Source organism: Exiguobacterium sp. SH0S1, from assembly GCF_004337165.1.
Taxonomy (GTDB): Bacteria; Bacillota; Bacilli; order Exiguobacteriales; family Exiguobacteriaceae; genus Exiguobacterium; species Exiguobacterium aurantiacum_A.
Window position 1 is genome coordinate 723,104 of the sequence record NZ_SJVC01000001.1, and the last position, 24,004, is coordinate 747,107.

Genomic DNA, 24,004 nt, shown 5'->3' on the forward strand with positions numbered 1-24,004 from the left:
AAAGATTATCGTGAAAAGCGACGGGCTTGCTTACGCTTAGCTCGTTTCAGTGCCAAATAGAGCCGATGTGTGCCTTCAAGCGCTTTGCCGTGGCCGACGAACGTATGACGCGGCGCCAAGTCAAGCAACCGCTCGGCATGGTCGACCGCGGCCCGCTTGTCCCATGTCGCCAGACCCGGGAGCGGGAACAACGGACGCGTGTCCCCTGCCACTGCGACTCCCCCATGTGATTGGAACGCGTCACCGGCGAACAACAGGCGATGCTGTTCATCGAAATAAGCGATCGAGCCCGGGGTGTGGCCGGCGGCGGCATAGACGCGAAGACCGAACAGCCGCTCACCCGGGTCGAGCAGCTTGTCCGGTAGCGACCGGATCGGCGGCAACGAGCCTCTTATGTTGAGTGGCCGCTCACCTGAGTCCGTCGTTCGGTCCCCTGCTAACAAGCGGGCGTCACGGCGTGAGACGTAAAGCTCGGCGTGTGGATGCGCCTTCAGGATCGTATCGACCCCACCGACGTGGTCCCCGTGGGCGTGGGTGAGCAGAATCGCGAGGAGGGGGCGATCTTGTGCCTCGATATACGTTAAAATGTCAGCGGCGTTCTGCTTCAACCCGGTATCGATCAAGACGAGGCCGAGCTCTTTCTCGATCAATTGGACGTTGATCGGCAAGACGGGTGAATAGAACGTCAGCTGGTGGACATCTTCAATCCGTGTGACTTTCATAAGACCTCCCCTTTCCTAGTCGAACAGTGTGACCCAATCGTCCTGCCACCGGGCGTCAAAGCACATATGGAGCTGTTCGAGCGTGTTGCGGGCGAGCGACAACGGCGGCAAGGCGTCACGCGAGAAGAAGCCGACCTCGCTCGTCTCATGGCTGACTTGAGCTTCCCCGCCGATCAGCTCACACTCGATGAACAGTTTATAATAATGTTGTGACAACGGCGGGTGCGGGTGACGGTGCATATCGAACAAGGCGACGAGGCGCATCGGGGCGACATCAAAGCCTGCCTCTTCCCCGATTTCCTTGATGATATTGTCTGACGGTGACAGCCCGACCTCACAGAAGCCACCTGGCAGCGTCCATAGCCCGTCCGACCGCTCACGCACGAGCAACAGCTCGTCGTCTCGGAAGACGACACCGCGTACGTCGAGCTTCGGTGTCGGATAGCCGTTGACGTGCGTCAGTTCAGTGATCTCATGCAAGGCGAGGTTCGACTGTCGGTCGAACATATCGGTCGCAATCTGCTGGAGCTCGAGATAGCGCTCACGGTCGAACTCGTCCTTCGTGAACGTCAAGCCCGCTTGCGACAGTGCTTGTAGCCGTTTGGCCCAAGTGAGCCAGTCTGACATAGAAATCCCTCCATCGTTTGTCCTGCTTATCCCATTCGCCATCGGGCTTGATTGTTCCTTTTCATAATACCCGCTCCCACAAGAAAGTATTTGTCGCGCCAGTCTGGAGTTTACGACACCCGGCTCATGGTATACTCGACGGAAGCATCCGTAGCAGTAGAAGGAGGAGACATATGACCGCCATCGAATTGTTGTCCCGGTTCAAGCAAGACCTCGACCAATACTCATCAAATCAACTCCGCTATAAGGAGAAGACGGATGTTTGGTCGATCGGGCAGATGTATGACCATATCATCGTCGTCGCCCATGAGTATCTAGACGAGATGGAAGCGTGTCTGACGAATGCTGAGCACCAACCGCTCGGGAAGACCGAGTTTGGGGAGCTGTTGTTTAGCGACGGTGGATTCCCCCCTATTAAAATCAAACTACCGGACGAAATGAACGGCCCGCCCGACAATACCGATAGCCGTGAAGCTTTGAAACGCCGTCTTGACGACCTCATCACACGGTTGGAGAAGTGTGCGCCGATGATTCACGCGGCCGACCCGAACTGTAAAGCGCTACATGGCGGCTTCGGCTGGTTGAACGCGCAAGAGTGGTACACGCTCATCGAGATGCACACGCGCCATCATCTACGGCAACAGACGGACTTGGAACGGTATCTTAGAGCGTTCCATGACTGACAAAGACGAATAGAGACAAAAAAAGCCTGCACACATGACATATACTGTCGCGTGTGCAGGCTTTTGCTGAATCAATCGAGATAGACGTCCTCGATGTCACCGAACGTCTCCTCGTCGAAGACGAATGAGCCGTTGGCGTAGCGGTCGAGCAGTGTCAGTTGTTTCGCGTTGACCGTCTTCGCGGTCTCTTTGCCGACGATGTGGATCGTTTCATCCCCATGCACCGGAAGCACGCGGCGGATCTGGTGCGGTTTTGATTTGACCTCACGGATGAGCATCGTGCCACGCAAGTTGCGGTTCGTGCAGTCGAATTGGTCTTCGAGCTTCATCTTCTTGACCGCTCCGCGTTGCGTCACGAGGACGAACAGCGGCGGTGTGAAGAAGGCGAACGCGTCGGCGACGACGTCACCGTCTTTCAAGTTCATCGCTTTGACACCGGCGGCACGCTGTCCGACGACCGGGACGTCGTCTTCTTTGAACCAAAGCCCGTATCCACGCTCAGAGACGAGGAAGAGTTGGCCTGGACCGTCACTGATGCCGGCGAAGACGACCTCGTCGTCCCCTTTCAGTTTCAGCGCCATGAGCGCCTTCGACTTGCGCTGGGCGTCATAGTCACGGAGCGGCGTCCGTTTGACCATGCCGTCTTTCGTGACGAACAGGCAGTGCGCGTCCGTCTCGAACGTCGAGACGACGTCGGCCGAGACGACTTGCTCGCCTTCGATCGGCACGAGGTTGGCCACGTGTTGGCCCGCGTCTTTCCATTTCGTCTCCGGGATCTGGTGGACCGGGATGAGCAGGTAGCTGCCTTTGTTCGTCCAGACGAGCAAGTGATCGGTCGTCATCGCCTGGGTGAGGAGGACGGACCGGTCTTTTTGTTTCATCTCCGGCATATCCTCGCTCGAGGCGCCGTATGAGCGCATCGACGAACGTTTCACGTAGCCGTCACGGCTGACGAACACCATCGTCTCTTCGACGGCGATCATGACCTCGGTCTTCAGTTTCAATTCTTCGACTTCGGCCTCGATGACCGAACGCCGCTCATCACCGAACTCGTCGCGGAGCGCCGTCAACTCTTTTGAGATGAGTTTCCGCTTCGTCGCGTCGACGTTCAAGATGTTGGCGAGGCGCGCGATCTCTTTTTGCAACACTTTCGCTTCTTTTTGGAGCTCGACGATGTCTGTGTTCGTCAAACGATACAATTGAAGCATGACGACCGCTTCGGCTTGACGGTCCGTGAACGAGAAGCGATCCATGAGCTTCTGCTTCGCCTCGGACTTGTCCTTGGCCGAACGGATCAGTTCGAGCGTCTCGTCAAGCACTGAGATGGCTTGTTCGAGCGCGTCGACGATCTCGGCGCGTTTCTTCGCCTGTTCGAGCTCGAACGTCGTCCGGCGGGTGACGACTTCCTCGACATGTTTCAAATAGGCATCGATGATCGGTAACAGACCGAGCTGTTTCGGTGTCCGCTGCACGATCGCGACCATGTTGTAGTTATAGGCGAGCTGCAGGTCGGTATGCTTCAAGAAGAAGTGGAGCACACCTTCCGCGTCCGCTTCTTTCTTCAATTCGATGACGACGCGGACCCCGGTCCGGTCGGTCTCGTCACGGACTTCGGCGACGCCTTCGACTTTCTTGTCGAGGCGGAGCTCTTCCATCTTCTTGACGAGGTTGGCTTTGTTCACCTCATACGGGAGCTCGGTGATCGTGATCTGTTCACGGCCGCCCTTGAGCGGCTCGATGACCGATTTGGCGCGGATGATGATCTTGCCTTTACCGGTCTCGAACGCTTTCAAGATGCCGTCTTTGCCCATGACCGTGCCACCGGACGGGAAGTCGGGACCTTGCATGTAACGGAAGGCGTCATTCGGTGTCTCGACTTCGCCGGCGAGTCGGGCGATGGCGAGATTGAGCACTTCGGTCAAGTTGTGCGGTGGGATCTCGGTCGCATACCCCGCCGAGATCCCGGTCGTCCCGTTCATGAGCAGGTTCGGTAGGAGTGACGGCAAGACGAGCGGTTCCTCGGTCGAATCGTCAAAGTTCGGCGTGTAGTCGACCGTGTTCTTGGCGATCGACGTCAGCATGACACCGGCGATCTTCGACAGCCGTGCCTCGGTATACCGCATCGCGGCAGCCGAGTCGCCGTCCATCGAGCCGTTGTTCCCGTGCATGTCGATGAGCGGGTAGCGGAGCTTCCAGTCTTGCGACAGGCGCACCATCGCCTCATAGACAGAAGAGTCACCGTGCGGGTGGTAGTTCCCGATGACGTTCCCGACCGTCTTGGCCGATTTCCGGTACGCCTTGTCGTTCGTGTTGCCTTCATGGTGCATCGCATACAAGATCCGGCGCTGAACGGGCTTGAGCCCGTCGCGCGCGTCCGGGAGCGCCCGGTCTTGAATGATATATTTCGAGTAACGCCCGAAACGGTCTCCGACGACCTGTTCGAGCGACAAGTTTAAAATGTGTTGAATCGTCGACATCGTTACATCACTTCCTCAATCGCTTTAGTCACATGTTCATTGGCGATGATCGAATCATCTTCTTGGAGGCCGAAGGCGACGTTCTCCTCGATCCATTCGCGGCGGTGGGCAACGTTGTCCCCCATGAGCACCGAGACGCGCTTGTCGGCGACGGCAGCGTCATCGATCGTCACGCGGATGAGTGTCCGTGTGTCCGGGTTCATCGTCGTCTCCCACAGTTGATCGGCGTTCATCTCACCGAGACCTTTGTAGCGCTGGATGATATAGCCTTTTTTGTACACTTTGACGAGTTTCTCGAGCGCTTCCTCGTCCCAGGCGTATTCGAATTGCTCCGACTTGCCTTTCCCTTTCGAGATGCGATAGAGCGGCGGCAAGGCGACGAACACTTTGCCCGCCTCGACGAGTGGTCGCATGTAACGGAAGAAGAACGTCAACAAGAGCACTTGGATGTGGGCCCCGTCGGTATCGGCATCGGTCATGATGATGACTTTGTCGAAGTTGCAGTCACTGAGGTCGAAATCGTGTCCGACCCCGGCGCCGATCGCGTGGATGATCGTGTTGATCTCCTCGTTTTTCATGATGTCATTCAGTTTCGACTTCTCCGAGTTGATGACCTTCCCGCGGAGCGGCAAGATCGCCTGGATCGTCCGGTCACGGCCTTGCTTGGCCGAACCGCCGGCCGAGTCCCCCTCGACGAGGAACAGCTCGTTCTTGGCGGCATTTTTTGATGTCGCCGGCGTCAGTTTCCCGTTCAGAATGCTCGAGCGTTTCTTTTTCTTGCCGTTACGCGCCTCTTCACGCGCTTTCCGGGCCGCTTCACGGGCCTGGGCCGCGCGGATCGCCTTCTTGATGAGCATCGTCGCCATCTGCGGGTTCTCCTCGAGGAAGATCGTCAGCTGCTTGGCCATGACGGCGTCTGCGCTGGCGCGGGCTTCAGGCGAGCCGAGTTTCGACTTCGTCTGTCCCTCGAACTGGAGGAACTCCTCCGGGATCCGGACCGAGACGATGAGCGTCAAGCCTTCACGGACGTCGCCGCCGTCGAGGTTCTTGTCTTTTTCTTTCAACAAGCCGTTTTTGCGGGCGTACTCGTTCATGATCCGGGTCATCGCCGTCTTGGCGCCGACTTCATGCGTCCCGCCGTCCCGGGTGCGGACGTTGTTGACGAACGACAACACGTTCTCCGAGTAGGCGTCCGTGAACTGGAAGGCGAGTTCGAGCTCGATGTCGTTCTCGGTCCCTTCGAAGTAGACGGTCGGGTGGAGCGTCGCCTTGTCGTCATTCAAATAGTGGACGAACTCGGCGATCCCGTTCTCGTAATGGAACGTCTCTTGCTTGTCCGAGCGTTCGTCGGTCAACGTGATCGTCAACCCTTTCAATAGGAAAGCCGACTCCCGGAGCCGTTCGGCGAGCGTGTCGTAGTTATACGTCGTCGTCGAGAAGATGGTCGTGTCCGGCTTGAAGTAGACGCTCGTCCCGGTCTGGCGGGCTTTCCCCGTCTCGAGGAGCGTCGTCTGTGGCACACCGCCGTCAGCGAACGTCTGCTCGAACACTTTGCCGTCGCGATAGATCGTGACGAGCAGCTTGCTCGAGAGCGCGTTGACGACCGAGGCGCCGACCCCGTGCAGTCCGCCTGACGTCTTGTAGCCGCCTTGGCCGAACTTTCCGCCGGCATGGAGGACCGTGAAGATGACTTCCGGCGTCGGTTTTCCCGAGGCGTGCATCCCGGTCGGCATACCACGTCCGTGGTCACGGACCGTGATGGCATCGTCTTTATGGATCGTCACATCGATCTGGTCACCGAAACCGCCGAGCGCCTCGTCGATCGCGTTGTCGACGATCTCGTAGACGAGATGGTGTAGCCCGCGATGGTCGGTCGAGCCGATATACATCCCTGGTCGTTTCCGAACGGCAGCGAGCCCTTCGAGCACTTGGATGGCGTCTTCATTATAATTAAATAGTTTTGTTGACATGTCAGTCACCTCATCTTCGAACACATGTTCGTTTTTCATACCTAATTGTATAGCTGTTTCGGGATTCTGGCAAGCCTCCCTCTCCGCGCCGTCGACGCGTGAAAAAAAGTAGACCTGCCGCAGGGGCAGGTCTCAGCCGAGGAGTCGAGCGTGCTCGACGTAAATACACCGGTTCTCGATGTAGTCAAGTCCGGCAGCATGAACGATTCGTTCGGCGTCCTTGCTCGACAGACCGAGCTGGTTAAAGACGAGTCCGACATCCCCATGACGGACCGCGTCCTCGGCAACGCCGGCCAAATATTCGTTCCGGCGAAACACGTCGACGATATCGATTCGTCCCGGGATGCTCTCGACCGTCGGATACACCTTGCGGCCGTTCCACGTCTCAAGCGTCGGATTGACAGGGATGACCGTATACCCGTGCAGGAGCAAATACTCCGCAATCTGATTGGCGGTCTTGTTCGGGTTCGATGACACACCGACGACAGCGATCGTCTTCGCTTCAGCGAGATGTTGTTTCAAACGTTGGTCGTCCATCCTGAAATCCCCCTTTTGTTTACGTTCTCAGTGTAACGTTACCTCGTTCCCCGTTTCAAGCTTTATTTTCGCCTAACGGATGAACGGCTGTCGAAACAAAAGTTTATATCCCTCATAGTGGTTTACATAATAATGTATTGTCACCCTATTGATTCGCTTTTAAATCGAACGATGCCACCATGTCTGTTTTAACGAATCAAACGACGCTTCTATAAACATTGCGTGAAATATCTATTTCACGCAATTATAACGTCCTGAAATCAACGTTTACAGAGAGTGGATTGACTCGATTCTCGAACAGGCGTAGGCAAATCCTTACAGTTTCGGTATACTGGAACGAGGAGGTGTTCACGTGGGGACTGCCTATGAGGAACGTCGCGGTACACTGTATAATTACCGCATCACTTTTTACGGGAACGCGCTCGCATGGCTCATCCATGTCGTGTTCTTGGTCACGTTTTGGCGTCTCGACGTCACGGTGCTCGCCTGGTCGAACGTGTTCAGCGTTCTTTATTACACGCTCTCATTTTATTTCGTACATAAACGGTACTACCGGACGTTCTTTATCGGACTGTTCGTCGAAGTCGTCTATAACGCCATCATCTCGACGATCGTCCTCGGGTGGGGCGCGAACGTCCATTACTTCATCATCATGGTGGCGTACGGTGTGTTCTTCATGCCGAACGTCAGCCGCTTGGTCCGCGTCATGTCGACCGGGCTCGCGATGGCGATCTACGGGTTCCTCTACTGGAACGTCACGGTCGGGACACAGCCGCTCGCCCCCATGATCGAGCAAGTGATCGGGCTGACTTGTCTGCTGTCGACGATCGCACTCATCGCCGGGCTGACGTTCGTGTTCGAGAACTCGGTCGTCGAGGTGACGACCGAGTTAGAACGGTCGAACGAACGCTTGAACGTCCTCGCTTCACGGGACGGATTGACCGGGCTGTATAACCGGATGACCGGCTATCAACGAATCGAGCAAGCCATCGCAGAAGCGGTCGCAGACGGCCGCCCATATGCCGTCGCACTCGCCGATATCGACCACTTCAAAGCGTTCAACGAGCGCCACGGCCATGATTGTGGCGACCTCGTCCTCAAACAAGTCGCCGCCGCCCTCGAGCGGACCGACGGGATCTGTGTCCGTTGGGGTGGAGAAGAGTTCTTGCTGTTCATGAGCAATCAGACAGCAGATGAGGTCGCAGAGACGCTCGACTGTCTCCGGGAACGGATCAAGACGACCGAGACGATCTATGACGGGCGTCGCCTCAGTGTCACGATGACGTTCGGCGTCTCGTGCCGTGACGGATTAGAGGCCGTCGACACACTTGTCAAAGAAGCAGACGACCGCCTCAGGGCCGGGAAACAGGCCGGCAAGGACCGGATCGTCACATCGATCAGTTAACAAAAGGAGAGATTTTTTGAGTATATTCCGCCAGCTCGGGCAAGCGCCGGCACGTGTCACGACGCAGCGTTTCAAGCTGAACGGATACGAGCGCATGCCCGGCTTCATCCAACGTTTCTTGAACCATTTGGCCGCGAAACACTATTCAGAACAGACCGCGCAGCGGTACTTATACGATTTCTTCGACTTCTTCCGGTGGGTCGAGGCCGCGAGCGCATCCGAGGTCGACCCAACCACGGTCGACCTCGCCTCGTTCGTCGAACTCGATTATGCGGGCGCGGATGCCTATGCGTCCTATCTCGCGCTCGAGCTCGATAACGCCCCGAGCGTCATCAACCGAAAGTTGTCGACGATGCAGTCGTTGTTCAACTTCTTGATCGAGTCCGGGATCGCGTCACACAACCCGTTCCAAGCGGTCGAGCGTCCAAAGCGCGCCAAACGGAACCCGGTCTATTTGACGGAACACGAGTGGCTCGACTTCTCGACGCTCGTCCGCAGCAACGTCGGCATGTCCGACCGCGAGGCGAGCTGGTACGAACGGAACCGCGACCGTGATTTTCTGATCATCCAGCTGCTCGGACTGACCGGGATGCGCGTCTCCGAACTCGTCGGGCTCGACTGGAGCGACATCGACCTCGCGACCGGGACGATCCGTGTCATCGGGAAGGGGAACAAAGAGCGGGTCATCCCGCTCGCCTCCCCGCTCGAGCCGTTGCTGCTTGACCATCGTCAAGACGGGAACGGGCCGCTGTTCCGTTCCGAGAAAGGAAGACGCATCTCGGTCAGGACGGTGCAACACCTGCTCAAAGGACATATCGACCGGTTGAAACCGTATCTCCCGTTCTTGACCCACAAGCAGGTCACGCCCCACAAACTTCGCCACACGTTCGCTTCCCGGTTGGCGATGAGCGGGGTCGACGTCTTGACGATCCAACAACTGCTCGGTCACGAGTCGGTGGCGACGACGCAAGTCTATGCCCATATCGGTGACGAGAAGAAAAAACAAGCGTTATCCGGTTTACGATAATATATTATGTAAACCATACTGTAAAAGCACGGCCCTCGATTCGTAGAGGGCCGTGCTTTTACAGTTGTTTCGTCGACAAGATGACGATCGTCTCGTCGAGTACCGTATAATAAGCGTCTTCGAACGCCTGTCGCTCGTTCGCCTCCAAGTTGAAGATGCTGACCCCGCCGTTGCGCCCATCGGCCGATTCGTGGATGAAGTAGTTCGCGTCGAGCACCCGTTCGAACGGTGACGTGTCCAAAAATCTCGCCCCGGTCGTCGCATCGATCAACTCCGTATGCTCCATCGATTCTTCGACCTTGATGAAGATGGTCGAACTGACGTCGTCATACGTGAAATCGATCGGCTCATAGGCACCCCAGTCGACGACGGCGAGCTCGTGCAGGACGTCCGGTGCCGCCAGTTCGTACACCGTCTCCTCATTGGCTGCGTCGATGAACGCCGCAAACCGGAGTTTTTTGTCACGCTCCCCGAGATACTGGACCGTGTCCCCCTCCCCTTGCAATCGGATCAAATCATCGAACGGGATCTCGTCCGCTTTCGACCAAACGGCCTCGACCGCCTCGTCGAGCGGACAGATGAGAATCGCTTCGGAATGGTCGATCGGGTCATCGGGTGAGATGCGTCCCGATTCGAGCGCGTCATAGTAATCAAACTCGTCCAACCGTGCGTTACATACAATGTAAGACACGCCTTCGAGCTCCGTCGTGAACAAATACAGTTCACGGAAGCGCCCGGCATGGCCGACGAGCCGCTCGTCACGAATACGTTCTTCGCGGGACGTCTCGGCGTCGAACAGCCACGCCTCGTCCGTAGCCTCGAAACTCGTCAAAAAGAGGAAGTAACGGTCGGCGAGCACCCAGTATAACGTGCTGTTGCCCCGTTTCTCGAACGTCGTCAGCACTTCTTCATCACCTGTACGGTAGTCGAACGCGATCAGTTCCGTGCTCACGACCCCGGTCCGGTCCGGGGTCTCGTTCAAAAAATAGACACGGTCGGCGCTGATGAACAGTTTTGATATGCCATAGTCTTCGAAGACGCGGCGATTGATTTGCGTGATGGTGCCATCCGCTTCATCGTACCGAAAGATGGAAAAGCTCGTCTCCCCCGTCTTCTCACGGTAGTACACGGACGACTCGGTGACGGCGATCAAGTCTTCGTGGCTGATTGACATGGCACGTGCATCGACGATTCTCATAGAGCACCTCTTTCATAAGTGGATTCGATCGGTTCGACTGTGACGATACCGGGAGGACGTTTCGGGAACGAGATCCGAAGGTGGGCGTACTCGATGATCGACTGGTGAGAGTCTGCCTTCTCGACCCAGCGGATCCGTTGCTGGTTCGCGAGCGCGTGGCCGATCTTCTCTTCGATTTGAAACTTGGAGATGCCGCGATAAGCGACTTCTTGAATATAGGTCGACTCATCGGACTCGAACTGCTGCCACACTCCCATGACGAGCTGTCCGAGGGCCGAGACCCGGTTCTCGGGTAAACGGACCGTGCGCAACGTCTGCTCGACTTCTTTCAGACAGACGACCGGGTCGTCGGCGACCGCGAACAGCCGCTTCGCCGAGTTGTTCATGACCCGATAACGGCGCTTCCCGCTCTCGAGCCGAAGCACTTGGGCGTACGGTTCGACCGGTACGCCGTGGAAGAACGTGTCCGTCCCGCCCCAGGCGAACCCGAACGACGGGTCGAACTTCCGGATCGTTCGCATGAACGCGAGCATGAAGTCTTCGACTTCCCTGCGCTCGAGCCGGAGCCATTCGGCGAGCGCCAACGGTCCGTGCTGTTTCGAGATCCGGTCGACCGGAAAGAACAGGTCCCCTTCGGCGAGACGGTGGGGGCGCAGTTCGACCCCATCGGCCCGGTAGTCGGTCGCTTGACGGCCGCTGCGCCCCGCGTAGATGATCCACTCGTCGTCCGTGCTCTCGATGGCGTACGCCTGATGCGCCCAAGGCGGCGTCACATATAGCGCCGGGAACTCCTCATACGTCTCGAGATGCAAGTACGAGCGGTCGTTCCAGATTTGGGCGAGCAACCGGACGATCTCCCCCGTATCCGAGTCTTTCGGGGCGATATAGTTGCCGGTGTTCCCGATATAGGTCAAGACGTGGAAGTCGTAGGCGTGGTAGAGATGCCGGACGATCCGTTCGAACACCGCTGCGATCATCCGCTCGAACAGCGGGTGGTCCTCGCTCCGGTCGACCGTCGTCGCATCGACGGTACACATGAGCCAGCCCATGCGCACATACAGCCGGATGCGGAGCGGATAAGAGATCAACGGCGACGAGGACGCGTGGATCTCCGTCATTCCGATGTTGGCCATATTCTCAACCTCTAGCGTAAACCCGCTACGCCTCAGCTGCTCCTCCATCTTCTTCTTCCAATTGATCGTCTCCATCTGCCTCACTCGCTTTCTGTCGCCACGTCATCTTGACTGACTCGTTCTGAAATTTTTCCCGTTTCTCGTTTCATACAAACGCTTTTCCATCGGAATGGGTCTTGATCCGTCCGAGCGCCTCGTCAACGATCGTCCGGGATGTACCGAAGTTGAGACGCTCGAACATCGACGCCGACGCCCCGAACGGAACACCCGGTGACAAGAAGACCCGCACCTCCTCGTGGAGCCATTTCTTCCGAGCTTCGGGCTCAAGGCCGAGCGCGGCGAAATCGATCCATAACAAGTAACTCGCCTCCGGCATGAAGCACGTCAGCCGGGGTAACTCGGCATTCAGGCGCTCGACGACATAGGTGGCTTGTTCCTCGAGCTCGGCCGTCAGCTGGTCGAGCCATCGTTCCGCCCGGACGTCTGTGTAGGCGGCGATGATGGCCGTATTGGCGAACGGTGTCGGTAGGACGTGGTGTTTGTTTTGGACTTGGATGATCCGTTTGCGCCAGGCGTCATCCGGACAGATGATGTACGACGCGAACAGGCCGGCGATGTTGAACGCCTTCGACGGGGCGCTCACCGTGATGACCCGGTCGTCGAGTCGATTGATCGCCGTATGGTGCTGCGACGGATACGTCAAATCGGCATGGATCTCGTCTGCGACGATGATGACGTCGTACGTTCTCGCCAACTCGACGACGCGCGCGAGCTCGGACTCTGTCCAGACGCGACCGACCGGATTATGCGGTGAACAGAGCAAAAACAGTTTCGCCTGTCGCATTGCGTGTTCGAGGGCGTCAAAATCCATCTCATACTTGCCATCGACTTGTTTGAGCGGGGCGTCACGCACAACGCGTTTCAACCCGGTCACGAGTTCATGGAATGGTGGATAGACCGGTGATTGGATGACGATCCCGTCCCCTTCCTTCGTCAACGCCTCGACGATGTGGGTCAGTCCGGGCACGACCCCGCTCGAGAACAACACATGTTCGGGGGTGACGTCGAGTCCGTGTCTCCGCCCGTACCAAGAGCTGACGGCTTCCTGGGCTTCTTTCGCGAACATCGTATAGCCGAACTCTCCGGTCGCCGCACGCGCCGCGAGCGCTTCCGAGATCGAAGGTGCCGTCCGGATATCGATATCGGCCACCCAGAGCGGCAGTACGTCAGACTTCACATGGAACCAGCGCTCGAGGCCGTCCCATTTCACCGAGTCGGTGCCGACCCGGTCAAGCGGTTGATGTAAGATTGATTTCATAGTGATCCCTCCTGTCCCTACTGTAACAAAAATTGAAGCAACTGGTCGTCAAAAGCGTGGCGGATTTTCGAGACGTCGGCTATAATCGACCGAGAACAGTGTTTGGAGGTGACAACGATGAGCGTAAGTATCATCCGCCATAAACGGCGAAAGAAAGCGGCTTTCTACATAACGGCCGAAGGGATCGAGCTCCGCATCCCGGCCCGACTGTCGAACCGGGTCGTCGAGACGATCTTACGCGAGCATGCGGACTGGATAAACGACCGGCTCGCGGCATTACCTAAAGCCCCGTCATTGCCGAACGACCGGCTCCGTTATCGAGGTGAGACCGTGCCGCTCGTGCGCACGAACACCGTTGACGCCTTCGACTACGACGGGACAGCTTTCCGTTGCCCGGACCGGTGGGACGAGTCCAGGATAGGGGCCGCATACGAGGCGTGGCTCCGCGACGAGGCGCTCACTTATGTCACCGGGCGGGCGCCCCACTATGAACGTCTGCTCGGGGTGAGCGCCGCGCGCATCCGCATCGGCCATCAAAAGACGCGCTGGGGCTCGTGCAGCTCGCGCGGAACGATCTCGATCAACGTCCGGCTCATGCTCGCCCCGGTTGAGGTGATGGATTACGTCATCGCCCATGAGTGGACGCATCTCGTCCATTTCGACCACTCCAAATCGTTTTGGTCGACTTTATCCTCTGTTTATCCGGACGTCGATGGTGCGATGGCCTGGTTGAAACAACACGGTCATACGCTCGTCGTCAAAAAAACCAATTGAGCGGACTCGCCACCGACGACGGTGGCGGTTCCTTCAATTGGTTTTTTCGTCAGATCGCCGAAGTGAACTGTTCGGCCGTCCCGTTCAATGACTGGGCCGACTGCTCGATCTTCCCGAAGCGTTCGAGCGTCGCTTCCATGATGTTGACACTCGCATTAATGTCTTCGTTCGATCGTGAGACGCCGTCGACGATCGAGGCGAGCTCTTTGTTCATCCCCTCGGTGTTGGCCCGGACCTCGATGACGGCGCGCTCGACGAGACGAGACAAGTTACGGACCTCGGTCGCGACGACGTTGAAGCCGAGGCCGTGTTCACCTGCCCGCGCCGCCTCGATGGCGGCGTTCAGTGACAACAGGTTCGTCTGGGCCGCGATCTCTTTGATCGTGCTGGCGATTTTCGTGATCTCTGCCGCTTGGTCTTGAAGGTTGCCGAGCGTCTTCAAGTTTACCGATGCGTCCGACTCGAGCCGCTCGATCGTCCGCTTCAAATGTAGGCTCTCCTCCATGCCACGGCGGGCCCGGTCATCAAGATTCTCGGCCATATCACGGAACGTGCGGGCGTATCGTTCGATCGTCTGTTGCCGCTCGGTGATGTCCGAGGCGATCTTGACGACACCGATGACGTCATCCCCCTCATAGATTGGCATATACGTCGCCTCGAGCCAAATCGAGTCGCCCCGGGCGTCGACGCGCTCGATCTTGTCGGCCGAGCTGAACCCGTCGAACAACTTGTTCCAAAACGCTTGATAGTCCGTACTGTTGACGAAGTTCGGCGTACAGAACAGATGGTGCTGCATCCCGATCATCTCGTCGCGTTTGTATTTCATCGCCTTGGCGAAGGCGTCGTTCACATCGACGACACGGCGCTGGCGGTCAAATCGAATCATCGCCATGTTCGCTTCGATGGCGCGAAGCACGTCTGGTGACGATAGGCTGACATCTCTCGTTTCAATCATTCCGATAATTCCCACCTTTATAATTTGAGTTATTTCAGGACATTTTTCCTTTGTTAGTACAATCGAGTTCAAGTGTAACTTGTGATAAAAGTCCTGACTAGCGCCGTTTTTAACAGTAAGTCAATATCTTGAGTTTGAAGTATTTACCAACTTCATCACAGGTTATCAGACAATGAATCGCAAAAAAAGAACTCCTCGTTTACAGGAGTCCCATTCGACCTTTTCGTGAAAATGACGGTGCTGATCTTGTAAAAAGATTTGCTTCTACATAGTTGTCGATTCTTCGGTCAGTTGCGTGCGACTGTCGGATTCATCGACACCGCCAATCGTCGCTGCAGCCGAAGTCTCATCAAACCAAACGCTCTGCTTACTCCACTGCACCGGGAAAAATTTCATGGAATATTTTCGCACCTTCACTCGACAACTTGAACTGTTCGTCCGTGTTCATATCTTTCACGAAGACATCAACTTTCTGCGAACGTTTGTGGTAACTCAACTCGAACTGTTGACCACGATTTCCTTTCAGCAGCGTCAAATACATGTACTCTCCCGCTTCCCCATTCTTGGTCGAAGGTGTCCCCGTCTCGAGCGCCTCGGTCAATCGTTCATAGCCTTGCCCCTCGGTGCTGACTGCGTCCGGATAGTAAAACGGGACACTGGGATGGTACGGGTATTTATGGACATAACCGATCGAGACGGCATCGGTATCGGTCGGCTCCGTGATGAATGGATTCGGTTTGAATCGAATCGAGATCGTCTTCGTCATCTTTTGACCGTTTGACTCGTAGGTTAATTCGTATAACGGAAACGGTTCGAGCGGTTCGAGCGTACCGCCTTCAAGAAGCGTCCGGACACTTAAGTTGTCGACTCCGTCCAGTAATTCGCCATCGTTCAACGAATGCTGTCCATAGTGAATCCCGTCACTCGACATTAACATGTATGGCGTCTTCGTCTTCGTGCCATATCCTAACGCAACATGAGTGTCCTCCCTGACCACGTAAGGAGCAAAATCTAAATACGGTGTGAAGACCCCGTCGTCCCCGATTCCAAACTCGATGGACCCGTTGAAACCGGGCGAGATCGTATAAAGACTGTTCATGAACGGTCGAATGGTGAGGTCTTGCCTGTAAGAATGGATCGCTTCTTCCCGTGATAACCTTTCCCGAATTTCTTCTGTCCCGCTTACTACGCTAGGTAGCAACGAGATCTCGCGTGCGGTCTCGTCTTTCAAAAACTCCGGTCTTTCCTCCAGCTTGACCGCCCGATATCCCTCGACATGGTCCGACTTACACAGCGCGTAAACGGCATCACCTTCGACGAACGATGCCTCATTGAAGGCGTATGTTTCAGTATCGGGCTCAGTGAACGGCATTCGGCTTGCAAACGTCACGCCAAGCAAGGATAGATGGTCCTCCTCGATGTCGTTGAGTAACTCGCCTTGTTCACAATAGGTCAACACGTCCTTTGCCTTGATTGCCTGCACTTCAAGGTCGAGTGTGATGTGCTCTGCCGTCCAATGGGCCTCGACAATATCATATCGGACTACTTCTTGGTCCCGGACGCATCCTGCGGCCAAAACGATTAGCGATAGACCGATTCCTAATCCGAACTTTTTCATCAGTTCACCTCAATTCTTCGGTTTCTTCTTCAAGTCGGGGAAGTAGGACAAGAACGTCTCCGCCCCTTCGCTCGTCAGTTTATACGTTTCCTCAGTAGATTGGTCCGTCACGTAGATATCCAGTTTCTTCGATCGCTGTTTATAAGTCACCTTGAATTCCTGACCTTTGAGCCCGTCGACGATCGTTAGAAGCGGATAGTCGCCCTGATCGCCTACACGTTTCGTCGGCTCGGCGGAATCGATTGCTTGAATCAGATCATCCATCTCGTTGCCGGCCGCACGCAACACAGCGGGATAGGATACTGTCGATTCGTTGTCAAACGGTTCCTGATGGAGATACACGAGCGGCCCGGTCACAATCGGCATATACTCCTCGTCAGGGTGTGTCTCGAGCGTCTTTCGTTCATCAGTGGACAACAGCTTTGCGGCACGATATGTGATGCTTGCTGTCTCGGTCACCCCTTCTCCGTCGCGGGTGTAACTGAACTCATATAACGGATAGGTCTTATTCGGCACGAGTTCCGTGTCAAGCGGGAGTCTCTTGACGACGAGGTCGTCATACGTCGGTTCTTCTTTCGTTGGATCATTGATTGTATGTAACGGACTGACCGAAACGTAAAGGTCAGCAAGTAGTAATAACACGTATGGTTTGGCGTCACGCGAATCATAGCCAATGGCTAATTTGACATCTTCCACATCCGCCATCATCGGTTCGAACGCGAACAAAGGGAATTGGCTCGGCCGATCCCCGACGGTCAATTCGATCTCTCCGTGGATCGCAGGAGAAAACGCCATGACCGTATCGGGAAACGGCTCGATTTCATTCCCGGCCTCTGTCAATTCATCAGCATTTTGCACGGCGAGGCGAGCGGCTTCGTCTGCTGGACGGACAGACGGATAGTGCCGAATCGAATGACCCGCAGTCAAATCGACGAACTCCGGGAATGCATCGACCATTTCCACTGAATAATGTGGTGAGGCCATATCCCGACACATCGCATAATTTTCGTCCCCTTGTATGTATGTCACGGCTTTAAATCCATATTCCCAACCCGTGTCCGTCATCGGATGGCGGCTCGCCACGACCGTATCGAACACAGTCAGGTCACCCTTCAACTCGGTCGTCAAGTCCCCAGTGCAGGCCGCGAGCGTCTCACCGGCCGATTCGAGCACCACTGGTTGTTCTAGTGAGTATTTGCTGACGGTCCAATGGGCGTCGACATACGACAATTTCACGACGTCTTGTTTCTCTTCACCACACCCGGCCAACAAGCTCGTGGATATTACAAGTAAACCGACTAACTTTTTCAAATTATCCGCCCCTTGAATTTTATTATCTCCAATTTTACCATTATATTACTTTGGAGAGGGTATGAAAAACCCGCCCATGAAATTGGACGGGTGCGATGAATCGATTAGATGCTGTTATCGATGGCGCGTGTCAGTCTCGTCTCGACATCCAGTGCGATGGACTGGAGCGACTCGTCCTCGATCAATTCGATCAGTTTCGTCGGTTTCGGCATGCCGACGTGGGTCGCCCCGTCTTTCGTGAAGACGGCGAGCTTGCACGGCAGGAAGTAGCCGCCCTCACGGTGCGCCGTGATGACTTTCTTGGCCTCTTTCGGGTTGCACACTTCGAGGATACGATAGTCCCCGTCGATGGCTTCACCTTTCTCTTTGAGCGTATCACTCAAGTCGAAATCCCACAGCACGCCGAACGATTCGTCCTTGAGCGTCGCTTTCAACTTTTCGACCACTGCTTCGACCGACTGATCCGTCTTCACCGTATAATCAAACATGTAAGCCCCTCCTTGTTTGTTGTCTCTCTCGTCATGTACCCGAACTCGCTTGAAACGAATCGTTCCGACGATTTCGAAAAAAGTATATGTGATTTGAAACATATTCTACGCCGAACCCGTATAATCGAGAGACAATAAAGTAATCCAACCTTAGGAAAAGGAGAAGTGGTTGTCGTGACGGTCACCGTATTCACGCATACAAGCTGCAGTTCTTCCCGCAAGACGCTCGATTGGTTACGCGAACAGAATATCCCGTTCATCGAGAAGAAATTGACCGACCAAGGAATGTCGTTCACCGAGTTCAAGGAGATGCTCCGGCTCACCGAAAACGGGACGACCGATCTCTTGTCTGTCCAAAAAAGTGTCTACAAACAAGCGGCCGACCAGCTCGACGAGATGTCGCTCCGCGAACTGTACAGTTTTGTCGCGACGCATCCGCAGATCTTGAAGAGTCCGATCGTCGTCGATGACAACCGGATCCAGATCGGGTTCAGCGAGAAAGAGATCCGGACGTTCATCCCGCGGCATAACCGGATCGCCGACTTGAAACGACTATTAGACAAACAGTAAGAGCGCCGCAAATTTTGCGACGCTCTTTTGTCAGGCTTTCTTTAGACGGGCCGCCAAGCGGTTGCCGAATGATTGGATCGACTGCACGAGCAGGATCAAGACGAAGATCGTCACGTACATGACTTCCGGCTCGAACCGGAGATGCCCGTACTGATAGGCGATATCGCCGAGTCCACCCGCACCGACGAGACCCGCCATCGCCGTCGCACCGATCAGACCGATCGTCGCGATCGTCAGACCGAGCACGATCGACGACCGCGCCTCACGGATCAATACGTACCAGATGATCTTACGCGTCGAGATGCCCATCGCCTCGTACGCCTCGACGACGCCGCGATCGACTTCGAGCAGTGCCGACTCCATCAAACGGGCGATGTATGGCGCCGTGAAGACGATGAGCGGCAACAGCACGCCTTGGACGCCGATCGTCGTCCCCATGATGAAACGGGTGAACGGCAAGATGAAGAATAGCAGAATGATGAACGGGATCGAGCGGACGACGTTGATCACGCTCGACAATGCCCCGTAAAAGTAACGGTTCGCGAGCCGTCCATTCGGCCGCGTCAAGACGAGGAGCGTCCCGAGCGGCAAGCCGATCAGTGTCGAGATGACGAGCGCGATGCCGGTCATCGTCAGCGTCTGGATCGTGCCCGTCCAAATCAAGTCACCCCAATTTTCCCAAAACTGCAGCATGGTTCGTCACCTCCTTCACTTTGACGCCGCTCGCTTCAAGGTAGCGGACGGCTTGGTCGGTCTGTGCCTGGTCCCCGTCGAGATGGACGAGCAAGTTGCCGACGAGACCGCCTTTCAGCTTTTTGATCCCGCCCCCGATGATGTTCGGCAGCAGGCCGAACCGTTTCGTCAACTCGGCGAGGACGGCCTGTTCGGTCTGGTGACCGATGAACGACAAGTTGACGAGCGTCCCGTGCGAGCTCAACACGTCGACGACTTCTTTCGGGACGTCGAGGTTCGCTTTCAAGAAGCGGCGCGTCGTCGGATGTTGCGGGTCCGAGAAGACGTCGAGGACGTCCCCTTCCTCGACGATCTTGCCGGCGTCGATGACGGCGACCCGGTCACAGATGCGCTCGATGACTTCCATCTCATGGGTGATCAAGAAGATCGTCAGCCCGAGCTCGCGGTTGATCTCGAGCAACAGATCGAGGATCGACTCGGTCGTCTCCGGGTCGAGCGCGCTCGTCGCCTCGTCACTGAGCAGGATGTCCGGCTCGTGCGCCAAGGCCCGAGCGATGGCGACGCGCTGTTTCTGGCCGCCGGAGAGTTGCTCCGGGTAATGTTTACGGTGATCGGTCAGTCCGACGATATCGAGATACTTGTCGACCCGCTCGCTGATCGAGCGTTTATCGAGTCCTTCTAGGCGGAGCGGGATGGCGACGTTGTCTTCGACGGTCGCCGTCTTCAGCAGGTTATAGTGCTGGAAGATCATCCCGATGCGGTGACGGAGCTTTGATAACCCTTTTTTGTCGAGCGTCGTGATGTCTTGTCCCTCGATCTCGACTTGACCTGACGTCGGCCGTTCGAGCAGATTGATCATGCGGATGAGCGTGCTCTTGCCAGCGCCGCTCCGACCGATGATGCCGAAGATTTCGCCCTTTTCAATCGTCAGCGAGACATCGTCGAGTGCCGTGACGGTCCCTTTGTTTACCGTGAACGTTTTTGAGATCTGTTTGAGTGCGATCATAGTGCCTCCTTAAAACGCCGGGACGATCGAGCCGTCGAACGTCTCTTCGATGAACGTCCGGACCTCGTCCGAGTGGTAGTAAGATTTGAGTGTCTCGACGACTTCATCGTCTTTGTTGTCGGTACGGACGACGACGTAGTTCGGGTACGGGTTGTCGACCGTGTCTTCATGGAACAAGGCGTCCTCATTGATCGATAGGCCGGCACCCATCGCGAAGTTCGTGTTGATGGCCGCGAGCGCGACTTCCGGGAGCTGGGTCGGGAGCTGTGACGCCTCGAGCTCGATGAATTCGAGGTTGAGCGGGTTCTCAGCGATGTCACGTTTCGTCGCCTTGTCCGTCAATCCTTCTTTCAAGGTGATGAGTCCGGCCGTCTCATACAGGCGCAGCGCCCGAAGTTCGTTCGCCGGGTCGTTCGGGACGGCGACTTTATCGCCCTCCTTCAACTCCTTGATGTCCGTCAGCTTGTCCGAATAGAGCCCCATCGGGAAAGCGACCGTCTTGAACACGTCGTCAATCTTATAGCCTTTGTCCGCCTTCTGCAGCTCGAGGAACGACAGCGTCTGGTAACTGTTCACGTCGAGACTGCCTTCGTCGAGTGCGGTGTTCGGCGTGTTGTAGTCGTTGAACACCTTGATGTCGAGCTCGAGGCCATCCTCGGCCGCGAGTTCTTTTACTTTCTCGGCGATCTGCTGGTGCGGTCCGCCTGTCACGCCGATCGTGAGGGATTCTGTGCTGAGCGATTCGCTCGCGTCCGATTGGCCGCACGCCGACAAGGCGATGGCCGCGAGTAGAGATGTTCCTGCGAGTACTGTTTTCTGTTTGATGTTCATGAATGATTCCTCCTCCAAAATAAAAGCCCGCTACTCATAAAGAGTGGCGGGCACGACAAGTCAAAGACAGTCGGACACGCTCATCTCCCAGACGTTTCGTCTGTTGGAATTAGCACCATGATCATTACGATCTGGTTGCCGGGTTTCATAGGGCCAGTCCCTCCACCACTCTTGATAAGCTATCGGTCTTATTTAATTGTTATCATCTTACTTTTAATTATTTTATTTGTAAACAGAAAATACTAAATTTTCAAAAATTATTTTCAAATAGTCAATATCGAGCGGGACGGGTGAACGTTGCAATTCGGTCTCGGCCCGGACCGCGTCGACCAGTTGCGGGATGTCGGCCGGAACGAGTCCGAGCGTCTCAAGTGACGTCGGCGCGCCGATCCTGGCGAGCCACGCCTCTAAATATGGGGCGTCAGACGAGCCACGCAACCGTTCTTGGACAAGGAGTCCGAATCCGACCTTGTCGCCATGTAAGAACGGGTGGGTCGACTCGAAGCGGCTGAGCGCGTTGTGAACGGCGTGGGCGACGGCTACGCGTGTCCCGGCGTCCCCGAAACCACCGACGGCACCGCCGACGGCAAGGGTGTGATCGACCGCGAACCGGGTCTCTGGCCCATACGCGGTGAAACTGGACTCACTCAAGTCGAGTTCGACGAGCCGGCCGCATTGCTTGGCCAAGGCGAGACCGGTATTGACGCCGGCATCAGGCGAACTGTCGCCGCTCAAATAGCGGGCCTCGTAAAACTTGGCGACCGTGTCGATGACGCCGGCCCGGAAGTAGTCGTACGGCGAGTCGGTCACGACCCTTGCGTCGACGATGACCCGCTCGATGACGACGCGGAACACGTCGTAGCGGTCATAGGCTCCCTGCTCGTCATAGATGACGCTGAGCGGCGTGAAGGCGGCACAGTTCGAGGCGAGCGTCGGGATGACGATCAGCGGGACACCTTGCCGGTAAGCGACGAGTTTCGCCGTGTCGACGAGCTTGCCCCCACCGACGGCAAGGAGGACGTCCACATCCTTCAAACGGAGCCGTTCGACCTCGGCGTCCGTGCATTCGCCACGGAACAGCGATGTCGGATAGGCAGTGATCGCTGGCAGGACACGCTTGACGACGTCAAAACCGTTCTGCCCGCGCAGCACGTGAGCACGACGGCCAGCGATCAATTCATCGAGCCGCTCGAGCGCGTCATCCGCATGGTCGTACTCGAGCACGGCTTGGCGGATCATGCCCGGACCTCTTCATACGTCGCGAACAGTTTCTCGATCCGCTCGACGGCCTCGTCGATCTTCGGCTCGGCGGAGACGAGCCCGAACCGGACGTACCGCTCGCCTTCTGAGCCGAAGAAATAGCCCGGCGTCACGGCGACCCCTGCCTCGTGGAGCAGCTTATACGAGAACGATTTTGCGTCCCCGTCCGGCACTTTCGCCCAGACGAAGAACGAGCCACTCGGGGCCGTGATGTCCCATCCGGCCTGACGTAACCCGTCGACGAGCCGGTCGCGGCGGGCCTCATACAACCGTGACAAGTCGTCCCGGAGCGAACGTGGCGACTCGAGCGCGGCGATGGCCGCCTCTTGGATGGCCGAGAACACGCTCACATGGACGTGGTCTTGATACGTGTTGATCGCCTCGATGATGTCGCGGTTGCCGACGGCGAAAGCGACCCGCCAGCCGGACATGTTGAACGCCTTCGACATCGTATACACCTCGATGCCGATGTCTTTCGCTCCAGGCGCCTGCAGGAAGCTCGGCGGGACGTGACCGTCGAAACCGATGCTGCCGTAGGCGAAGTCGTGGACGACCATGAGGTCATGCTTATTCGCGAACCGGACCGTGTCGTCAAAGAACGCGGGCGACGCGACGGCGCCGGTCGGATTGCTCGGGTAGTTCAAATACATGAGTCGCGCCCCCTGCGGATCGAGCGTCTCGTAATCAGGAAGATAGCCGTTCTCTTCCCGGAGGACGAGGTCGTGGACGACCGCTCCGGCGAGACGTGCCCCCGAGATGTAGTCCGGATAGCCCGGGTTCGGTAGCAACATGCCGTCACCTGGCTCGAGCACACATTGCGGGAGCGTGATGAGTCCCGACTTGCTGCCGATCAAGATGGCCACTTCGGTCTCGGCATCGAGCGCGACGCCGTATTCGGTCTGGTAGAACGTCGCGACCGCTTGCTTCAGGCGCGTCTGTCCCCGGAACGGTCCGTATTGGTGCGTCGCCGGGTCGAGCAGGGCCGTCTGCAGCGCCTCGCAGATCGAGGCCGGTGTCGGCAAGTCGGGCGTCCCTTGGCCGAGCCGGATGACGTCGCGGCCTGAACGCTCGAGTGCGGCGACTTCGGCGGCGAGTCCGACGAAATGCTGGGGTGGTAACGTTTTAAGTAACTTCGAGCGTCTGTCTGTCATGAATAGTCCTCCTATGCAAAAACACCCCTTTCCGAGGAAAGGGGTGTCGAGATACGGACGTATTCAAACAACCACCTTTCCATCTCTCAAGGTCACCTTGCTGGAATTAGCACAGTATTGAAACAATCTGTTGCTGAAGCTTCATCGGGCCAGTCCCTCCGCTTCTCTTGATAGAAAGTGTTTTTATATGCAATTGATAATTTCTGTAATATGTCATTTAGTAAACCAAACGTTACCAACCTTGTCAATC

22 protein-coding genes and 2 riboswitches are annotated in these 24,004 nt (G+C 56.5%); of the genes, 5 read left to right on the forward strand and 17 right to left on the reverse strand.

Translation table 11 applies throughout. The annotated features are described in order from the left end of the window. Positions 1-5: 5 nt before the first annotated feature. Positions 6-722, reverse strand: a complete 717-nt coding sequence (locus EVJ20_RS03685) for an MBL fold metallo-hydrolase (protein ID WP_070327246.1) — start codon at positions 720-722, stop codon at positions 6-8. Positions 723-737: 15 nt separating this feature from the next. Then, on the reverse strand, positions 738-1,349 hold the full coding sequence (locus EVJ20_RS03690) for an NUDIX hydrolase (protein ID WP_131505064.1): 612 nt from the start codon (positions 1,347-1,349) through the stop codon (positions 738-740). A 173-nt stretch (positions 1,350-1,522) separates the two neighbouring features. Between EVJ20_RS03690 and EVJ20_RS03695 the strand changes: the two genes are divergently transcribed. Continuing rightward, positions 1,523-2,032, forward strand: coding sequence for a DinB family protein (locus EVJ20_RS03695; protein WP_131505065.1), 510 nt, complete (start codon positions 1,523-1,525; stop codon positions 2,030-2,032). Positions 2,033-2,103: 71 nt separating this feature from the next. Here EVJ20_RS03695 and parC read toward each other — a convergent pair whose 3' ends face one another. The 3 genes from parC to EVJ20_RS03710 all read right to left on the reverse strand — a co-directional run bounded on the left by parC (position 2,104) and on the right by EVJ20_RS03710 (position 7,016). Next, positions 2,104-4,509, reverse strand: a complete 2,406-nt coding sequence (gene parC, locus EVJ20_RS03700) for a DNA topoisomerase IV subunit A (protein ID WP_070327244.1) — start codon at positions 4,507-4,509, stop codon at positions 2,104-2,106. A 2-nt stretch (positions 4,510-4,511) separates the two neighbouring features. Next, positions 4,512-6,479 (reverse strand): DNA topoisomerase IV subunit B, encoded by a 1,968-nt coding sequence (gene parE / locus EVJ20_RS03705; protein ID WP_071397535.1) that lies wholly within the window; start codon positions 6,477-6,479, stop codon positions 4,512-4,514. A 132-nt stretch (positions 6,480-6,611) separates the two neighbouring features. Continuing rightward, the gene (locus tag EVJ20_RS03710; protein WP_131505066.1) at positions 6,612-7,016 is read right to left on the reverse strand and encodes a CoA-binding protein; all 405 of its coding nucleotides are present in this window, start codon (positions 7,014-7,016) and stop codon (positions 6,612-6,614) included. A 352-nt stretch (positions 7,017-7,368) separates the two neighbouring features. Between EVJ20_RS03710 and EVJ20_RS03715 the strand changes: the two genes are divergently transcribed. Then, positions 7,369-8,421: a GGDEF domain-containing protein gene (locus tag EVJ20_RS03715; RefSeq protein WP_131505067.1), complete on the forward strand. Its 1,053-nt coding sequence runs from the start codon at positions 7,369-7,371 to the stop codon at positions 8,419-8,421. A 16-nt stretch (positions 8,422-8,437) separates the two neighbouring features. Beyond that, the gene (locus tag EVJ20_RS03720) at positions 8,438-9,448 is read left to right on the forward strand and encodes a tyrosine-type recombinase/integrase (RefSeq protein ID WP_131505068.1); all 1,011 of its coding nucleotides are present in this window, start codon (positions 8,438-8,440) and stop codon (positions 9,446-9,448) included. A 58-nt stretch (positions 9,449-9,506) separates the two neighbouring features. Here the strand turns inward: EVJ20_RS03720 and EVJ20_RS03725 are convergent, their stop codons facing one another. The 3 genes from EVJ20_RS03725 to EVJ20_RS03735 all read right to left on the reverse strand — a co-directional run bounded on the left by EVJ20_RS03725 (position 9,507) and on the right by EVJ20_RS03735 (position 13,097). Continuing rightward, positions 9,507-10,646: a hypothetical protein gene (locus EVJ20_RS03725; protein WP_131464976.1), complete on the reverse strand. Its 1,140-nt coding sequence runs from the start codon at positions 10,644-10,646 to the stop codon at positions 9,507-9,509. Then, positions 10,643-11,854, reverse strand: coding sequence for a hypothetical protein (locus EVJ20_RS03730; RefSeq protein ID WP_131464974.1), 1,212 nt, complete (start codon positions 11,852-11,854; stop codon positions 10,643-10,645). Before EVJ20_RS03730 ends, EVJ20_RS03725 begins: the two co-directional genes overlap by 4 nt. A gap of 70 nt (positions 11,855-11,924) precedes the next feature. Then, positions 11,925-13,097: a MalY/PatB family protein gene (locus EVJ20_RS03735; RefSeq protein WP_131464972.1), complete on the reverse strand. Its 1,173-nt coding sequence runs from the start codon at positions 13,095-13,097 to the stop codon at positions 11,925-11,927. Between the two features lie 117 nt (positions 13,098-13,214). Between EVJ20_RS03735 and EVJ20_RS03740 the strand changes: the two genes are divergently transcribed. Continuing rightward, positions 13,215-13,871, forward strand: coding sequence for a M48 family metallopeptidase (locus EVJ20_RS03740; RefSeq protein ID WP_131464970.1), 657 nt, complete (start codon positions 13,215-13,217; stop codon positions 13,869-13,871). A gap of 49 nt (positions 13,872-13,920) precedes the next feature. Here the strand turns inward: EVJ20_RS03740 and EVJ20_RS03745 are convergent, their stop codons facing one another. The 4 genes from EVJ20_RS03745 to EVJ20_RS03760 form a co-directional block, all read right to left on the reverse strand. Beyond that, positions 13,921-14,826 carry a methyl-accepting chemotaxis protein gene (locus EVJ20_RS03745; RefSeq protein WP_201739010.1) on the reverse strand — a complete coding sequence of 302 codons (906 nt, stop codon included), beginning with the start codon at positions 14,824-14,826 and terminating at the stop codon, positions 13,921-13,923. 367 nt (positions 14,827-15,193) lie between these two features. Continuing rightward, positions 15,194-16,444 carry a hypothetical protein gene (locus EVJ20_RS03750; RefSeq protein WP_131507117.1) on the reverse strand — a complete coding sequence of 417 codons (1,251 nt, stop codon included), beginning with the start codon at positions 16,442-16,444 and terminating at the stop codon, positions 15,194-15,196. Between the two features lie 9 nt (positions 16,445-16,453). Then, the gene (locus tag EVJ20_RS03755) at positions 16,454-17,755 is read right to left on the reverse strand and encodes a hypothetical protein (protein WP_131463521.1); all 1,302 of its coding nucleotides are present in this window, start codon (positions 17,753-17,755) and stop codon (positions 16,454-16,456) included. Positions 17,756-17,859: 104 nt separating this feature from the next. Next, positions 17,860-18,243, reverse strand: a complete 384-nt coding sequence (locus EVJ20_RS03760) for a DUF302 domain-containing protein (protein WP_131463523.1) — start codon at positions 18,241-18,243, stop codon at positions 17,860-17,862. Positions 18,244-18,417: 174 nt separating this feature from the next. Between EVJ20_RS03760 and EVJ20_RS03765 the strand changes: the two genes are divergently transcribed. Next, a complete protein-coding gene (locus EVJ20_RS03765) occupies positions 18,418-18,813 on the forward strand; it encodes a Spx/MgsR family RNA polymerase-binding regulatory protein (protein ID WP_070327923.1) in 396 nt (131 codons plus the stop codon). 30 nt (positions 18,814-18,843) lie between these two features. Here EVJ20_RS03765 and EVJ20_RS03770 read toward each other — a convergent pair whose 3' ends face one another. From EVJ20_RS03770 to EVJ20_RS03790, 5 genes are all read right to left on the reverse strand, one after another. After that, positions 18,844-19,506, reverse strand: coding sequence for a methionine ABC transporter permease (locus EVJ20_RS03770; RefSeq protein WP_071397545.1), 663 nt, complete (start codon positions 19,504-19,506; stop codon positions 18,844-18,846). Then, positions 19,478-20,512, reverse strand: coding sequence for a methionine ABC transporter ATP-binding protein (locus tag EVJ20_RS03775; protein ID WP_070327233.1), 1,035 nt, complete (start codon positions 20,510-20,512; stop codon positions 19,478-19,480). The genes EVJ20_RS03770 and EVJ20_RS03775 overlap by 29 nt, the downstream gene beginning before the upstream one ends. Positions 20,513-20,521: 9 nt before the next feature. Next, a complete protein-coding gene (locus EVJ20_RS03780; RefSeq protein WP_131507119.1) occupies positions 20,522-21,343 on the reverse strand; it encodes a MetQ/NlpA family ABC transporter substrate-binding protein in 822 nt (273 codons plus the stop codon). A 77-nt stretch (positions 21,344-21,420) separates the two neighbouring features. Beyond that, positions 21,421-21,524: riboswitch (SAM riboswitch) on the reverse strand. 41 nt (positions 21,525-21,565) lie between these two features. After that, positions 21,566-22,582, reverse strand: coding sequence for an iron-containing alcohol dehydrogenase (locus tag EVJ20_RS03785; protein WP_131507121.1), 1,017 nt, complete (start codon positions 22,580-22,582; stop codon positions 21,566-21,568). Beyond that, a complete protein-coding gene (locus tag EVJ20_RS03790) occupies positions 22,579-23,754 on the reverse strand; it encodes an aminotransferase class I/II-fold pyridoxal phosphate-dependent enzyme (RefSeq protein ID WP_131507123.1) in 1,176 nt (391 codons plus the stop codon). The genes EVJ20_RS03785 and EVJ20_RS03790 overlap by 4 nt, the downstream gene beginning before the upstream one ends. 76 nt (positions 23,755-23,830) lie before the next feature. Continuing rightward, a riboswitch (SAM riboswitch) is annotated at positions 23,831-23,931 on the reverse strand. Positions 23,932-24,004 lie beyond the last annotated feature (73 nt).